The sequence below is a fragment of the Niastella yeongjuensis genome, assembly GCF_900110245.1.
Taxonomy (GTDB): Bacteria; Bacteroidota; Bacteroidia; order Chitinophagales; family Chitinophagaceae; genus Niastella; species Niastella yeongjuensis.
The window spans coordinates 236,842-252,745 of the sequence record NZ_FOCZ01000008.1 but is presented as its reverse complement, the minus strand read 5'-3'; the positions used below and the strand labels follow the sequence as shown (position 1 = coordinate 252,745).

The following is a 15,904-nucleotide window of genomic DNA, read 5'->3' as shown; positions in this document are numbered from 1 at the left end:
CTTAAAATTAAGCATTAAACCTGTTTATCAGTTCATCCTTGTATGTTAATCCTATAGGAATGGAGGTTCCATCAACCATTAACTGGTTTCCTTCTATATACCGGATGGCTTTAATGGAAACGATGTACGATTTATGTGTTCGGATAAACAAGGCAGCGGGCAGGTTCATTTCAATATTGCGAAGGGTTTCATTGGTAATGATCACCTTCCCCTGTTTTGTAAAGACCTTTACATAATCGCCCACGGAAGTAAAATAGCTGATCTCGGCAAAGTCGAGCTTGTACAGTTTTTTATCGGCCTTTATTACGATGAAGTCCTGGTCGTTATGGGTTTGTTTTCCCAGTTTGTCCCGTACTTTGTTAACCGCTTTTACAAACCGCTCAAAAGAGAACGGCTTTACGAGGTAATCGATCGCATCCAGATCGAACCCATCGATGGCGTATTCTGCATAGGCACTCGTAAAGATGACAGCGGGCGGCGCGGTGAGCGTTTTCAGCATATTTATACCCGAGAGCATGGGCATGTTGATATCGAGGAAGATCAACCTGATGTCGTGCTGTTTTAATGCCTCCAATGCTTCCAGGGCATTGTTACAGGTTTTTACCAGTTCAATCACCGGCAGGTCTTTGCAATAGGTTTCAATAATTTCCTGCGACAGTGGTTCATCATCCACTATCAATGATCTTATTTTCATTGGCTACTCGTTTTTTGCAGGGGAAGCTGTAATACTGCCCTGTATTTTTCTTTGGTATCGTTTATGGTCAGTTCATATTTTCCCCGGTACAATAATTCCAGTCTTCGTTTTACATTCTCCAGGCCCAGTCCCCGGAAGTTGTCATTCTCCACTTCATCTATCACGCCCTTGCTGTTCTCTACGGTCATCTGCAACAGATCCTCACTTATATTTATCAGTATGTGCACGAACGATTCATGAATGGTGGCCTTTATGCCATGTTTAAAACCGTTCTCGATAAATACCAGCAGCACCAACGGTGCTATGTAGCTGTTTGCGGCCTCACCGGTGACTGTACAAACAATCGAGGCATTATCCCGTGTACGCAGTCTTTGTAAATCTATGTAATTATTGATGTAATCAAGTTCTTTTTGCAGGGGCACCGCGTTCTCATTGCTTTCATAGATCATGTACCGCATTACTTCGGCCAGCTTCAGGATGCTATTGGGTGCCATGGTATCTTTTTTCAGCGCCAGCGAATAAATATTGTTTAAGCTGTTGAATAAGAAATGCGGATTGAGCTGCATTTTCAGGAACAGCAATTCGGTACTGGCTTTTTCTCTTTCCAGTTCAATAAGGCGAAACCAGGCCCGCGATAATTTTAATAAAGTGGTTATCGCCAGGTATACAAATCCAAACTGTACCAGCTGCCAAAATCCGAAGTTTGACACAAAGAAATAGTTGGGCAAAAAGAAATCGATCGCATGGCTATAGATGAAAATGTTCAATTGTGCTGTTCCCGCCAATAACGCCAGCACACACACGGCATACAGTCCATACTTGTTCCGGGCAAGCAGGCGGGGAATTAATACAAACCCATTGACGTACACGGCCAGTACAATGGTGATATGGAACACAGCCGTATAGATGTAATCAATGGTCTCGATGTTATTGGTGATAGAAAACGAATGAATGAGGTCATAATAGCTGACACTCCAAAACAGGATATGTTGTAACATCCTGTTTTGAAAAAGGTTATTTATGAATGGCCGCAATTTTCCCACCTGGTTAAGCTTTTTTGGTTAAGAACGCCGCATCATTGAACAGGTCCCTGCGATTGGCGTATTTCTTTATAAACTTCTGCAATTCTTCGGTAGAAGCGGTGATTACTTTATAGTTATTCAACTTCTCGTATTTAATCCTGATGGTATTTTGCTCTAATAACTTATCCATCAAATCTGTATTTAAAAAATATAATTCGAACCGGTTGCCGGTTATCTTAACTTTTGCATAGGTATGAACCGGCACAAACTGGGTCTCGAAAAAACTATTCTTTAAATTTAAATCATCCGGGAAGATATCTAAAAACAGGTTATCATCGAGCTGCGTTAAATGGGCCTGCATTTTCCGGGCTTCCCCATTTTCTGTACAGGTTAACAGATATGTTTTTTTGTTAATCAATTGCCCCTTTATTATCTCCTGTTTCTCCCTTTCCGGTTTGTTTTTATAAGGCGCCATTTCATGTTGCATCAGGTTTTCGAATTTCCAGGTATTTTTTGAGGTATCACCCCATACGCCTTCCAGGTTGTTATCGTAAACCAGGTCGTTTTCGGTATACAGGGGGTATAGAGAAAAAACACATCCGGGCAGAATAAACGCTCCTATCAGGAGCAGGATCAAAGCAATTTTTGTTTTCATTGTTTAATTTTTTTGTTACCCTAAAATAAAAACGAAGGCGCGGGGTGGTAAAATAAATCCGGCAAACAACAAAAAACGGGGGGTGAACTAATAAAAAAAGCCCCGACTGTATCGTCGGGGCTTCCATGATTATTTTTACTACAAACCTTGCAGGGTGCCATTGGGGCCTACCACCAGGGCTGGTTTGCGTAAGGCAATATGAACGGGCAGTTCTTCCAGCGGGTAAACGTCATCAGGATCGGCACGCGACAGATTTTCCACTTTTACATAACTGGTATCCAGGGCAAATGATTTTTCTCCCAATAAATTATATACGGCGGTAGAAGCCATTTGTAAAAAGGGATATTCATTTTCCTCCGTACACAAAGGATGATATACAATGACCCCTTTATCTTCCGGATCGTCACTTTCAAATGAAAAGCTGCACTCACTGGGATGAATACCTAATGCTTCAATTTTTTCTTCCAGAAAAAAGTCAATGGCCCGGGGTTCTTCCAGTGCCTGAATGTTCCAGCCTGGGATTTCCGGTGCCGTAGCTACCAGTTTTTCCACTTTGTCGAAGTGCATTGCTTTGCCATGGACCGTAATGGTAAATACGGGGGTATCTCCATTATTTGGCAGCACCAGTGTGTATTCAAAGAACTTGTAATAAGCGCGTAAATGCGTATTCAATTCATTCAGCCAGTAGGTGGCTTCTTTTTTAGATTTATTATTTAGGTCGAGGTATTCCTTATTGTTACGTGTGAACCACTCCCAAAAATGCCGCTTCGATAACCTGCTCATATCTTTTATTTATAATTGAAGGAAAGAGAATTCGGTCCCGGCCAGGCCGGAACCGAATTCTTACCCATTACAAAGATACGTCCAATATTCCTTCATTGCCCGGAACATCGGTCGCAATGGCAGTGATCTTAGTACCAGCCAGTTGGGTGTTCGCCTGGGTGGTGGTGTAGGTTCAATCAATACCATTGGAGTCTTGTACCGCATCTCCAGCTTCCAGCAGCGTGCCGCCGGCTGCGTCTATTTCAACCCGTAGACTCATATTCCTATTTCACGGACCTTATACCAAAAGGTGCTGGAGCAGTTGAATGTGATTGAGTGAATGAACACATCCAAATAAAAAAACCCCGTCCCAGTTAAGCCGGGATCGGGGTCGCTTGCACAAACAGAAACAGTTTAGAAAGCCCCTATCTCTGATAAAAATGTTGAATTGGCTACACCCCAAACAGTTGTAACAGTTATCCTGAAATACCTTGCGGCCATGGGTGTGGCAAACAAAAAGAATTGTTTTGGATTTACGGATGCCAGTTCATAAGTACCTGCCGGCTTCCAGTTGCTGCCGTCGGTACTTACATCTACATTGAATGCTTTGGGCGAACCATTGGTTACGTTTTGTCTGCGGGTTATTATCACTCCATTCAAGGTAATAGTAGTATGCATGTCGATAGAGACATGATGCGGCAACGGCGGTTCAAACCCATCCCACTGGCTTGTCCAGAAGGTAGTGGTATTGCCATCCAACACAAAGATGGCACGTCCGTTGTTTGGCCCTTCACCGGACGCTTCCTGGGAATCGAATTCGTTAATGGTCCAGTTGGTACGGTCAAGCGAAGGATCTTCAGCTTTCACTACAAAAAAAGCCGTGCTTTTCGAGGTGTTTATCGCATACCCATTGCCAACGCTTGCAATACCCAGCGGGATCATATAGTTATGATCTTTCTGTATTCTTTTCGAACTGATCTTAAAGGAAATGTTTTCACTGATGTTGCTGCCGTTCTTTATTACTGCAGTGGTAGCAGGGAATGAAAATACACTGTCGGGTATTTTCTCAAACAGCGGGAGCCCGGCCGTTTGTCGTGCAGCATTGATGGAATCCCATTTGGAATAATCCAGTTGAAAGGTTACGGGCACATCACCTGGAGCATGTGCGTAACCGGAGCCACCGAAGTAAGCATTTACATCAAACGAAAACAGGCTATCGGCCTGCCCCGTTGCCCGTTGAATAACAGAAATGGTGGTGTAGCCATTATCATCGGCTGTATTGCTCACTGCCTGTGACATATAAATTTTTACATCGCCGCCTTCTTCTGAAAAGGCTTTATCTTTTTTGCAACTGCCTATAACCAGCAGGAGGCAGCAGCTTAAAGATGGTATAATTAGTTTTTTCATTGGTTCTCTTTTTAATAAGCATTACAGTTTAGTGTCTTTACCATATATATTACCAACCTGGATTCTGCGGCGCCAATGCGGGGTTAAGCGTCAGCTGATCGATTGGCAATGGACGCAGGTAGAGTTTATCATACCAGGTCCTTGCTGTAATATCGGTATATACCCTGATGTAGTTATTGGCATCTACCTGAATGCTGCTGATCTGTGCAGCCGGATATTGCGCCCGGATGGCAGGTACCAGTTTCATCCCCAAAATGGTTTCGGGGTTCTCCAACAATTTACCTGCTTTCCAGCGTACCAGGTCATCGTAACGGAATCCTTCCCCTACCAGTTCAATCCTTCTTTCTCTTCTTATTTCATCTAACAACACGGGCACTCCGGGAAAATCTGATCTGGGGTCTTTCACTAATGAACCAACGACCATCGGGGTCATGCCAACGCGGTCACGGATCTTATTGATGGTATTATCGATCACGGTTTGATCGGCCTCACCCAGCTCTGCTTTAGCTTCGGCATAAATGAGTAACGTTTCTGCATAGCGGAAGATAAACAGGTCGAGGGTCGACTGGTTACTATTCCATTGTGCCGGATCAGGACTATAAGCTTTAACAGCACCATAACCTGTTACTATCGAAGGAATACGGGGCAGCGTCATCAGATCTTTTGAACCATCGGCATTGTTCTTGAAAGAAAAACCCCGGGTGGCAATGATCTGGGTGAACCGGGGATCTCGGTTTAATTGTTCCTGGTCTAATGAATCATCTCCTTTATACAAAGGACTTAACGAAGTTGGCAGGCCATCTGTACATAAAAATGAACGTACAAAGTTTTTGCTCAGTGCGGGCCATACGTTCGAGATATCGCGCGTGGTATTTTGCATATTCACGTCTTTGATATACCGCCGGGCCAGGATGGCTTCTTTGTTTCCTTTTAATTCTTCCTGAATGAATAAATTGTAATAGTCTGTTGATGGGTTGCCGGTTTTATAAATAGCGTAACGGCCGCTGTTTATTAATGCTTCCGATGCCGTAGCCGCTTCACGCAACCAGCTCTGTTCGCCGCCCAGTGCCCAGTATCTGCGATACGTACCTTCCCATAAACAGATGCGTGCTTTTAATGCCTGGGCCACGTCTTTGGTAACACGGCCGGCAAATTGTGTATTGGTAGCTTCGGCGACATTGGCTACTGCAAAGTTGAGATCGGCCAGTATAGAATCCATCACTACCGTATGCGGCTGACGAGGGCCGTACAATTGTGCTGTAGATGTATCGGTAAGGTCATTCGACAACCAGGGAACGGCGCCGAACAGTTTTACTTTTTGCCAGTATAAGATCGCTCTGAAAAAATGGGCCTCACCGGCGTAATATCCTTTTATCGTATTATCGGCTTCGGCCTTGTTATAGCGTTGTAAAAAATAATTTACGTTGCGAATAGCCGACCAGGTTGTCTGCGTCCAGCCACCACCGCTTGCCGGTATGGTAAGCTGGTTGGCCAGGAACTGGTCAATTTTTGCCTGTGCAAAATTATCTGAATTAAAATCATTGTACGCACTCTGGAAGCCCGGGTTTTGCGCCGGCAATGAATCATAAAACTGATTCAGGAACAACTTCAGGTCGTTCTCATTTTTAAAATAAGTAGGCTCGCTGATGGAGTCCTGTGGAAACCTGTCGAGGAAATCCTCCTTTTTACAGGCGCTGAAGGCTATTATAGAAACTACTATTATTGAAATGATCTTTTTCATTCTCCCTTGATGTTTGTTTTAAGAAATTACAGTCCCAACTGCAGTCCAAATGTTACAGCCCGGCTTAACGGATAAGCCGTAGCGCTCAGCAATTCCGGATCAAATCCTTCATGCAGTTTGGTGAACTCAAAAAGGTTCTGCCCGGTAACATACACTCTGGCGCGGTCCATTTTGAACTTCTTCAGGAAAGTAGATGGCACTGAATATCCGATGGTAGCCTGTTTCAGGCGGGTATACGCAGCATTCTGCAAATACTTTGTCTGCTGCTGATGATCGAACCCGGCGCCAAACTGCGTAAGCGGATAATATGCATTCGGGTTCTGCGGCGTCCAGCTATCCAATTGTGATTTTACCGGAACTCCCCATTCGTCATCGGCAAAGGCCCAGAAGTAAGTACCGCTTAACCAGTAATCTCTTTTAAGCACACCCTGGAAGAAAACAGTTACATCAAATCCTTTATAGTCGGCTGACAGGTTCAAACCAAAACGGTAACGCGGCGTATTGTTACCAATAATGCGCTGGTCACCAGGATCGGTCACAGTGTTTTTACCTACATCAATTTTACCATCGCCATTCAGGTCGTGGTATTTAATATCACCAGCTACCCAGCGGCTATAACCAAGACCGTTTTGAGAAGGGGATTTCTGCACCTCTTCCTGCGATTGGAAAAAGCCATCGGTTGTAAATCCCCAGATCTCACCAAACTTCATACCCTGATAAAAAACACCATTTCCTATAACCCCGGTTGGGTTAAGATCATATTTGGTAACGGTACTGCGGTAATCGGCCATATTAAACGCTACACTGTAATGCAGGTCGTGCATGGCTTTATCGCGCCAAACCAGGTTCAACTCCCAGCCTTTTGTTTTTAATTCAGCTGCATTGCGCGATGGTGGTGGCGTACCTAAGATTGCCGGCAATGGGAAGGAACCCACCAGCATGTCGCTGGTAGTACGGGTATAGCGATCGAAGGTGATATTGAGCCTGCTATCGAGCAGCGAGGCATCGGCACCGAGGTTGAAAGTGGTTACCTTTTCCCAGGTAAAATTGGCATTTACCAAACCGGGCGCCCCTACATAAGGACTGGTAAGATTGTTATCGAACACATATCCTGTTTGCCCAACCGGCATGGTAGCAATATACGGGTATGGCTTGGTGGTAGCCTGGTTGCCAAGCGTACCATAAGATGCCCGCACCTTTAATTGATCAACATATTTTGTAAGCGGGGCGAAGAATTTTTCTTCAGAGACCCGCCAGCCTCCTGATACGGAAGGTGCAAAAATATAGCGGTTGCCGCGTGGGAAACGTGACGTACCATCGTAGCGGCCATTCACCTCCAACAGGTATTTATTATCGAAGAAGTAGTTCACCCGGAAAAAGGAACCACTAACGGCCCACTGGTTCTGAGCCCCTCCTATTACCGGCGACGGATCGTAATTGGGTACCAAGCTGGGCATGGTAGGATCTATCAGGTTTTTGGCGGTTACATTAAAACCCTTGTTTTGTTTCAACTCCTCGTTATAACCGGCCATTGCCTTTACATAATGTTTTTTCGCAAACGTATTCTCATATTCAATATATCCATTCAAAGCATAATAGGTATCGGTACTATCGGTTTGATATAACCGGCTGGGGCTTGTCCAGGGATATGTACCCAGCAATACGCCATTTACGCCGTACTCATTAAATGCTTTATAATGTTGTGTTCTGTTGTTATTATAAAAATTCCAGGTGTAGTCGGCCACAATCCTTACATGGTTTACCGGTTTTATTACCACACCGCCAGACAGCCAGAGATCATTGATAGAATATTTCTGCCGGCCATTCAACGCCATTAAGGCAAACTGATTGGTAAAACTTCCCTGTCCGGAAAAGTGACCATCGGGATGATAGATGGGCATTATTGGTTTAAGGTCGGTAGGAATGAACCCGCTGGTCAGGGAACTGGTATCATTGAACTTGGTACCGTTAGGGGTATTGAGATCGGAATGGTTGAGCGCGGTTTTAAAGTTCAACTCCAGCCAGCTGGTTGCTTTTGTATTCACTTTCAGCGTGGCGTTATACCGGTTATATTCCTGGTGCGCTTCCTTTAACAACCCTTTCTGGTTATAATATCCCAGGCTTGCCATATAGGTTGTTTTGCCTTCTCCGCCAGATACCGACAGGTTATGATTCGTCATGGGTTGCCAGCCGGGATATAATTCTTTTATCCAGTCGGTATTGCCTACATACCTGTAAAAACTGGGATTAGCCGGGTCAACGTATACATTTGGATTATTAGCCGGATCTTTATAATAAGCCAGCGCCATGATAGAATCCTGGTCGGTAAAGTTTTGATAAGTACCGCCGGAAGAATTTCTTTGTGCGGCCCTGAACATATTGATGTATTCCGGACCAGTGAGGTATTCGGGCATGCGTGTAGGACGCGATATGGTGTAGTTACCCGAGTAGCTCATCTTCATGCCTGCATTGGGTCTTCCTTTTTTTGTAGTGATGAGGATTACGCCATAGGCAGCACGGCCTCCATAAATGGCAGCAGAGGCAGCATCTTTCAACACCGTTACATCTGCCACATCATCGGGACTGATAAGATTGGGGTCCATTACCACGCCATCCACCAACACCAGCGGCGCTGCATTGGTAGGATCTAATGAACCGTTTCCGCGAATGCTGAACGACCCACCCTGTCCTGGTGCTCCGTTATTCAAATCCACATTCAAACCGGGAACGGTACCCTGCAGGCCCTGCGCCAGGTTCACCAGTGGCCGGCTTTCGAGTTGTTTTGAACTAACATTGGAAATGGCGCCGGTAAGGTTACCGACTTTCTGGGTACCATATCCTATCACCACCACTTCATTCAAATTCTTCTTCGATAATTCCAGGGTAATGTTAAAGGTTTCTTCCTTGCCTACCGGTATTTCTACGGTTACATAACTCACGGCAGAGATCACCAGTACATCCTTTTCTTCTGCCGGGAGGGTAAATTGTCCGGTAGCATTGGTGGTGGTACCAATGGTAGAATTCTTTATAGTTATATTAACGCCGGCGAGCGGATTCCCTTCGGCATCTTTCACTGTACCTTTCACGGGTTTTGCCAACCGGTCAGCGGTTGGCGGTTTTGGCGCTTTCAACTCAATGATCACATGCTTCTCAACAATGCTGTATACCAATGGCTGGTTCGCCAAACATTTGTCGAGCGCTACATTCAACGGTGCGTTCTTTACATCGATGTCTACCTTGCCGGTATTCTCCAGCAGTTCGAGCGTGTAAAAGAAACGGTATCCCGTTTGTTTTTGTATTTCCCTGAAAACGGAAGCCAACGGTGCCTGCTTTTTCGTAAGCGTTACCGTTTGGGATATTCCGTTTGCACTTACCTGCATAAAGCCGGCAAACAATAAAAAGGCGGTTAGTTTCATGAGCCGCAACGTTTTGGTTAGGTACCCGCTGCCCATTGGCATGGGTTTAAATAGATCCCTAAAAAGCATAGCTTTGTTCAGTTTTGGGTTAAACAATGTTTACTCAATCTCCCCCGATCTATCGGGGGAGTCATCTTGCAGTTCTGCTATGAGTTGTACATGGTTGACCCAGGCTATTCGCCGGGTTCCGCTCCACCGGAATCCGGTTTTTGTTGGGTCAACACTATCTTACCGGAGCCATTAAGGCGCCACAATTACTTTTTTTCCTGTTATAGAAGTTTTGATACCGCCTGCTTTTTCCAGCATCTCCAGTACCTGTGAAATATTTACATTACGGGAGATAGCGCCAGCAAAATGGAGGGAGATCTTTCCTTTGTATTCAACCTCTACATCGTACCAGCGACTGATCTGTCGCATCACGGTCTCTATAGTAGCTCCATTAAACTGAAAGGAACCGTTTTTCCAGGCCATTACTTCTTCCAGGTCAGCTGTTAGAACCGGGATGTTGTTGGATGATTGGGATACGGATGCCTGTTCCCCGGGTTTTATTATAGCTGACTCAGCTTTTTTGGTGATTTTAACAGCCCCTTCCAGCAAGGTTGTTTTGATAGTTTCCTCATCATCATAGGCGTTTATATTAAATTGAGTGCCCAGTACTTTCACAGCGGTCCCATTATTCATTTTTACCGTGAATGGCATAGCGGCATTTTTCTTTACTTCAAAATAGGCCTCACCGGTTATCTCTACATTTCTTTCATTGCCGGTAAACGCAGTGGGGAAACGGATGGAAGAGGCTGCATTCAGCCAAACGGTGCTTCCATCGGGCAGCACCAGTTGATATTGTCCGCCACGGGGAGTGCTTAGGGTGTTATAGGTGAGTGGGGGTGTTCCGCTTTTGGCAGCTTCATTATACAACAACTGTCCGTCATTCAGTTTTACTACCCGGGTATTTCCCTGTTGTGTCAGGGTTCCGGGATGGGCACTGTCGAGAATAATAGTGGTGCCGTTTCCAAGAGTAAGCAGGGCTTTGTTGCCACCGGGAAGCACATCGTTCTTTAACTCGTTTTTCGGCTGCTCCTGCACTACCGGCGGTTTTGGCGGAATTGTCGAACGGTTCAACCACATAAATGTACCGGTGCCCAACAACAGCAGTACCGCCGCTGCAGCCAGCCAGCTCCTGTTACGGCGGAAGTTATGGGTTGGTTTAGCTGGTACGGCCGGCGTTTCCGTTTCCAGGATCGACTGTAACCGCAGCGACAACCGTTCATTGAGCGCGCCGTCAACCGGACGAACAGCATCTTTTTGGACAGCCAGCTGCCGCCCGATCATTTCATCTGCCTGTTCTTTGTAGGCCTCGTCTTTTAACAGGTCCATCAGCTGGTCCACCTCTGCTGGCGAGCAGTTATTATCCAGGTATTTCCGGAACAGCGTGGCAAATAACAGGGAGTTGTCCAAAATATAATTTTAATAAAGACGCACGGCCGGAAAAAAGTATCGGCTGGAAAGTAATTTTTTTTTAACAAAAGCTTTACGCTGGAGTAATATTGATTGGTGGCGCTATTGGCGGTTCCAAAGATAAAACAGGGCTACGCTGATGGTGGTTATTTCATAATGTTTGGATACATACGACCGGATGGCCTCGCGGGCATTGGCCATATGGTCTTTAAGCGTAGAAAGTGAAATACCCATGATTTCGCTGGCCTCTTTATAAGAACAGCCTTCTATTTTGCACAGCTCAAAAGCGCGGCGGCGCTGCTGGGGAAGCGATTTGATGGCTTTTTGGAGAATGTCGGCATTTTCGCGGTCAAGCAGGGCCTCCTCAATATAACTGTATTCGTACGAAGCGGCAGCCTTGATAGCGGCATACAGCGCATGATCCCGGTCGAGTTTTCGAAAAAAATCGTACACCCGGTTACGGCTTGCAGCAAACAGATATCCGCCAAAACTGGTGTCGATCCGGATGGTTTCACGCTTTTGCCAGATACTGGAAAAGACATCCTGCACCAGCTCTTCCGCCGTTAATCCGTCTTTTACCAGGGCGAGGATATTATAATACAACCGCTCCGCATACGCCTGGTACAAAAGCGTAAATGCCGCTTCACTACCGGCCTGTAATTGCACCAGCAAGGCGCTCTCATCATATGGTATGTTGGGTTCCAAGGTTATCAAGAATCGTTTTCAATAAGTCAAATGTAATAAAAGGTGACAAAGTTGTAGATTTTGTAACTATCGGCCACTCAGGAATATAATATTTTGTTGCAACACAGCATTTTACAAATGTACTTTTCACATTATTAAAAAGAAATGTTTCAAGTTCAGGGTTGCCGCGACGCGGTGTATTGCTTGCTCCGCCAACTGGCGGATGCCGCTTTTAACTGTTTTCTCCATAGTTTTGTAAGGCAATATACATATATGAGTTCGCTGCTTAAAGACCTATACTCCCCCGCATTTTATGACCGGTTGTCCGGTTCATTCAGCCATACCCTGGATGGGTTTGATAAAAAGAAATTCAAACGTTCCCTGTTTACGGATGCTTTCGAGTCGATGGAATTGAAAGAACGGATGAAACATACCGCCCGGTGTATGCACCAATTTATGCCCGGTACATTCGGTAAGGCCTCCCTTACCATTATCAATAAGGTCCTGGACCGCTGGAAAAGCCATGAATTTCCGAAGGGTGGTCTGGAGCACATGTTCTTACCTGATTATATTGAAACATATGGGTTGAATGACTATAACAACTCCGTAAAGGCGCTGGAACAGGTTACCCAGTACATCAGCTGTGAGTTTGCGGTAAGACCATTCCTGCTTAATTATTACGAACCCATGCTTGCGCAAATGGTGCGGTGGTCAACCCATAAAAACGAAACGGTACGCCGGCTGGCGAGTGAAGGTTCCCGTCCGCGTTTGCCCTGGGCCATGAGCATACCTGACTTGAAGAAAGATCCCCGTGTAGTGCTGCCCATTTTCGAGAACCTGAAAAACGATCCTTCCGAAACGGTTCGCCGCAGTGTGGCCAACAGCCTCAATGATATTGCCAAGGACCATCCCGACCTGGTTATTACCATCGCCGGTAAATGGAAAGGCATCAGTGCAGAAGTAGATGCAGTGATCAAACATGGCAGCCGGACCCTGCTAAAAAAAGGACATGCAGGCATTTTATCACATTACGGACTGGAAAGTAAACAGCTTGCGCTGTCGCAACTGAAAGTACAAACACCCACGGTGTCGATAGGCGACTCTTTACGCTTTCAGTTCACTGTTAAAAATAATGGCAAGGCGGTTCAAACCGTGCGGCTTGAATATGGGATTTATTACCTGAAAGCAAATGGGACCCTGGCCCGGAAAGTTTTCAAGATCAGCGAACGCCTGTTTCAACCAGGTGAATCGATGACCATCGATCGCAGCCAGTCGTTTAAACTGATAACAACAAGGGTTTTCTATCCCGGCGCCCACCAGGTATCGGTAATTGTTAATGGTGAAGAAAAAGCTGCGGCTGATTTTGTATTGAAGCAATGAATTACTGTTGTCCATTCAGGATCTGCATGATCTCCTGCATATGCATAACCAATTCTTTTTGTTTTGTGATGGCCAAAGGAGTTATCAGGGTATCTACCTGGTTGTTAGACGCCTGGTTTAAGGTATGGAACACCTTAAGACCTTTTTCCGACAACGCCAGCAGGGAAACCCGGGCGTCGGTAGAAAAGTTCTCTTTGCTAATAAGGCCATCCTTTTCAAACTTCTTTAAAATACGGCTGACATAGCCTTTATCCATACTTAAGGTGGAAACAATTTGAGAGGCGCTTATTTGTCTTCCGGTATAGATCTCATAGAGTATGCGTGCTTCTGCAAGCGAATAATTGCTATCCAGCAGATGCCCATCCAGTAAACCGATCAACCGGGTATAGAACCGGTTAAACTCACGGATATCCTGTATCAATTTAGTTTTGTCTTTCATATACTGGTTGACATTGTCAATCAATTATTTTCCTTCTTTAGGCAGGTGCAGGTCATAACGTCTTTCGGTGAGGGGTTTGCCAAAAGACCGGGAAGGTTTTTCTTCTGTTAGTTTAAACCCAAAGCGGGTGTACAGGCTAATAGCGGCAAGTTGTTCATCGGTAGTCCATAGATAGGCGTGACTTACACCGCACTGTTTCATGAAATCGATAAATCCAGTCATCAGTTTCTTACCCAGACCGACGCCTCTATACTCGGGTAAAAAGATAAAGTAGCGAAGTTGCACCGCGGCTGGCCGATGTTGTGCCAATAGAAAACCTACTTTTTTGCCTTCATGTTCACACATCCAGATGCGGTCTTTCCCGGGATCATAGTCGTGGCCAAATTCGCCCAGGCCGCTCAACACATACGATTCAAAGCTCAATCCGTACCCGTTCTCTTTGGTATACAAATCGCCATGCAGATAGGCTACGTAACCAAGGTCACCCGGCAGTAATTGAGTTCTGATAGTAATGTCATCCAATGCAATTGTCTTCATAATATTTCCCTTTTCTCCATACAAAGGAAATAAAATAAGTTGACAATGGCAACTATTTTTAACCAAGGGTTAAATAGAAAAAGGCTGACCGATTAAGCGGACAGCCCTTTTTTATGTGAAGGCTAACTATCAATAATTTGGATTCTGCGCCAGATTAGGGTTCAGATCGCGTTGTGTTTGTGGAATGGGCCACCAATAATCTCTGGCTGCATTGAACTTGCGGGTTTCAATGGCGGCTCCTTTATAATTATAAATGGTTGCATTTAAAGCCACTTCCGCAGTTTTCCATCTTCTCAGATCATTATAGTATAAAGCTTCGCCTGCAAATTCGATCCGGCGTTCGTGTCTGATGATCTCCCGTAACTGGTCTTTGGTAAAACCGGAAACAATATTAGGCATACCGGCTCTTTTACGTACTTTGTTGATGGCATCATACACGGTGGCATCAGGACCGGCAAATTCATTCTGCGCTTCTGCATACATCAACAAAATATCAGCATAACGTAAGATGATGAAATTGGTTTCCGACTGGCCATCTTTCAAATCTGACATACCTGCAGGTGGCGTTCCATTATCGTAGATGCTATACTTCTTCATGCCGTATCCGGTAATGGCAAAACGGCTGTCTGTAACCTTTACGCCCATATAAACATCACCCGGGTAAACGATCGTTGCGTACAAACGCGGGTCGCGGTTGTCGTATGGTTTTGTAGGATCATACCCCGAAGCAGGATCTGTAATAGGTAACCCGCTCTTCATTTCATAAGCATTGGCCAGATCGAGCAGAGGTGCATTGGAGTTATACTGGCGGCAAATAAGGTCAAATGAATTGCCCTGATCGGGGTACATGTATTGTACATCGAACATTACTTCCTGATTGTTTTCATAGGCGGGTAAAAACAATTCGCGGTAACCAGGGTATAAAGCGTATCCTGCAGCAGATGCCATGTCCATTACAGCCTTTGCAGCATTGGCGGCATTCTTCCATTTGTTATTATCACTGCCCGTATTAAGTAAAGGACTGGCTTCAAAAAGCAATACCCTTGCTTTCAGCCCTAACGCGGCCCCTTTTGTTGCTTTTCCTATGTCGGCGGAGGCGTTTTTAGCAGGCAAAACCAACGCCGCACTGTCAAGATCACTTAGGATCTGGGCAACAACCTGTGCGCGGGGAGTGCGTTCCAAACTGGCCTGGGTAACAGGATCGGGTGGATCGAGGATCAAAGGCACATCACCATAGTGCACCTGTAACATGTAATAATATAATGCCCTTAAAAATTGTACTTCGCCCCGCATACGTTTCTTTAAAGCTTCGTCCATGTTCACCGGGCCTGATTTTACCAGGAAGGTATTGCAACGGCCAATTCCTCCATAACAACTGGCCCAGCGGTTTGTAATGATCCCGCCCGTAGTGGGTGATTGCTGCCCTTTGGCAATAGAATTAAATCCCTGGTCATTTCCATAGGTATACGCATTGGGTGAAGCAGCTTCTTCAAATAACGGAATAGCCGTGCTGCCATACAGGCCTGCTCCCCGCATGGAGGAATAACAGGCAGTAAGACCCGCGGTTACTGCTTCGGGTGTAGTCCAGAAGGTACTTTCAACATAACGGTCGGTTGGTTTTGTATCCAGCAGTGACTTGTTGCAACCAGCCAGTATATATCCGGTTATAGTAATTATTAAAACAAACTTTTTCATATCAGCAATATTTTAAT

General features: G+C 45.3%; 13 protein-coding genes. 1 reads left to right on the top strand and 12 read right to left on the bottom strand.

The genetic code is table 11. The annotated features are described in order from the left end of the window. Positions 1-7: 7 nt before the first annotated feature. From BMX95_RS22265 to BMX95_RS22225, 9 genes are all read right to left on the bottom strand, one after another. The gene (locus BMX95_RS22265; RefSeq protein ID WP_081197755.1) at positions 8-694 is read right to left on the bottom strand and encodes a LytR/AlgR family response regulator transcription factor; all 687 of its coding nucleotides are present in this window, start codon (positions 692-694) and stop codon (positions 8-10) included. Then, positions 691-1,692 carry a sensor histidine kinase gene (locus BMX95_RS22260; protein WP_081197756.1) on the bottom strand — a complete coding sequence of 334 codons (1,002 nt, stop codon included), beginning with the start codon at positions 1,690-1,692 and terminating at the stop codon, positions 691-693. Before BMX95_RS22260 ends, BMX95_RS22265 begins: the two co-directional genes overlap by 4 nt. Before the next feature lie 49 nt (positions 1,693-1,741). Next, the gene (locus BMX95_RS22255; protein ID WP_081197757.1) at positions 1,742-2,371 is read right to left on the bottom strand and encodes a hypothetical protein; all 630 of its coding nucleotides are present in this window, start codon (positions 2,369-2,371) and stop codon (positions 1,742-1,744) included. Positions 2,372-2,509: 138 nt separating this feature from the next. Next, positions 2,510-3,154: a hypothetical protein gene (locus tag BMX95_RS22250; protein ID WP_081197758.1), complete on the bottom strand. Its 645-nt coding sequence runs from the start codon at positions 3,152-3,154 to the stop codon at positions 2,510-2,512. 393 nt (positions 3,155-3,547) lie between these two features. Then, positions 3,548-4,540 (bottom strand): discoidin domain-containing protein, encoded by a 993-nt coding sequence (locus BMX95_RS22245; RefSeq protein ID WP_081197759.1) that lies wholly within the window; start codon positions 4,538-4,540, stop codon positions 3,548-3,550. Positions 4,541-4,589: 49 nt separating this feature from the next. Beyond that, positions 4,590-6,281 (bottom strand): RagB/SusD family nutrient uptake outer membrane protein, encoded by a 1,692-nt coding sequence (locus tag BMX95_RS22240; protein ID WP_081197760.1) that lies wholly within the window; start codon positions 6,279-6,281, stop codon positions 4,590-4,592. A gap of 26 nt (positions 6,282-6,307) precedes the next feature. After that, positions 6,308-9,697, bottom strand: coding sequence for a TonB-dependent receptor (locus BMX95_RS22235; RefSeq protein WP_207631490.1), 3,390 nt, complete (start codon positions 9,695-9,697; stop codon positions 6,308-6,310). A gap of 240 nt (positions 9,698-9,937) precedes the next feature. After that, positions 9,938-11,152: a FecR family protein gene (locus tag BMX95_RS22230; protein ID WP_081197761.1), complete on the bottom strand. Its 1,215-nt coding sequence runs from the start codon at positions 11,150-11,152 to the stop codon at positions 9,938-9,940. Between the two features lie 102 nt (positions 11,153-11,254). Continuing rightward, the gene (locus BMX95_RS22225) at positions 11,255-11,857 is read right to left on the bottom strand and encodes an RNA polymerase sigma factor (protein WP_165758819.1); all 603 of its coding nucleotides are present in this window, start codon (positions 11,855-11,857) and stop codon (positions 11,255-11,257) included. Between the two features lie 252 nt (positions 11,858-12,109). Between BMX95_RS22225 and BMX95_RS22220 the strand changes: the two genes are divergently transcribed. Beyond that, the gene (locus tag BMX95_RS22220) at positions 12,110-13,216 is read left to right on the top strand and encodes a DNA alkylation repair protein (RefSeq protein ID WP_081197834.1); all 1,107 of its coding nucleotides are present in this window, start codon (positions 12,110-12,112) and stop codon (positions 13,214-13,216) included. Position 13,217: 1 nt separating this feature from the next. Here the strand turns inward: BMX95_RS22220 and BMX95_RS22215 are convergent, their stop codons facing one another. The 3 genes from BMX95_RS22215 to BMX95_RS22205 form a co-directional block, all read right to left on the bottom strand. Further along, positions 13,218-13,655 (bottom strand): MarR family winged helix-turn-helix transcriptional regulator, encoded by a 438-nt coding sequence (locus tag BMX95_RS22215; protein ID WP_081197763.1) that lies wholly within the window; start codon positions 13,653-13,655, stop codon positions 13,218-13,220. 24 nt (positions 13,656-13,679) lie between these two features. Then, entirely contained in the window at positions 13,680-14,192 is a 513-nt protein-coding gene (locus BMX95_RS22210; protein ID WP_081197835.1) for a GNAT family N-acetyltransferase, read from the bottom strand. Between the two features lie 129 nt (positions 14,193-14,321). After that, positions 14,322-15,887: a RagB/SusD family nutrient uptake outer membrane protein gene (locus BMX95_RS22205; protein ID WP_081197764.1), complete on the bottom strand. Its 1,566-nt coding sequence runs from the start codon at positions 15,885-15,887 to the stop codon at positions 14,322-14,324. Positions 15,888-15,904: the final 17 nt, after the last annotated feature.

Excerpts from the sequence above, each read along its gene's own strand:
- BMX95_RS22250 (WP_081197758.1), bottom strand. The coding sequence starts at position 3,154 with ATGAGCAGGTTATCGAAGCGGCATTTTTGGGAGTGGTTCACACGTAAC.
- BMX95_RS22240 (WP_081197760.1), bottom strand. The coding sequence starts at position 6,281 with ATGAAAAAGATCATTTCAATAATAGTAGTTTCTATAATAGCCTTCAGC.
- BMX95_RS22265 (WP_081197755.1), bottom strand. The coding sequence starts at position 694 with ATGAAAATAAGATCATTGATAGTGGATGATGAACCACTGTCGCAGGAA.
- BMX95_RS22220 (WP_081197834.1), top strand. The coding sequence starts at position 12,110 with ATGAGTTCGCTGCTTAAAGACCTATACTCCCCCGCATTTTATGACCGG.
- BMX95_RS22255 (WP_081197757.1), bottom strand. The coding sequence starts at position 2,371 with ATGAAAACAAAAATTGCTTTGATCCTGCTCCTGATAGGAGCGTTTATT.
- BMX95_RS22215 (WP_081197763.1), bottom strand. The coding sequence starts at position 13,655 with ATGAAAGACAAAACTAAATTGATACAGGATATCCGTGAGTTTAACCGG.
- BMX95_RS22205 (WP_081197764.1), bottom strand. The coding sequence starts at position 15,887 with ATGAAAAAGTTTGTTTTAATAATTACTATAACCGGATATATACTGGCT.
- BMX95_RS22245 (WP_081197759.1), bottom strand. The coding sequence starts at position 4,540 with ATGAAAAAACTAATTATACCATCTTTAAGCTGCTGCCTCCTGCTGGTT.
- BMX95_RS22210 (WP_081197835.1), bottom strand. The coding sequence starts at position 14,192 with ATGAAGACAATTGCATTGGATGACATTACTATCAGAACTCAATTACTG.
- BMX95_RS22235 (WP_207631490.1), bottom strand. The coding sequence starts at position 9,697 with ATGAAACTAACCGCCTTTTTATTGTTTGCCGGCTTTATGCAGGTAAGT.
- BMX95_RS22260 (WP_081197756.1), bottom strand. The coding sequence starts at position 1,692 with ATGTTACAACATATCCTGTTTTGGAGTGTCAGCTATTATGACCTCATT.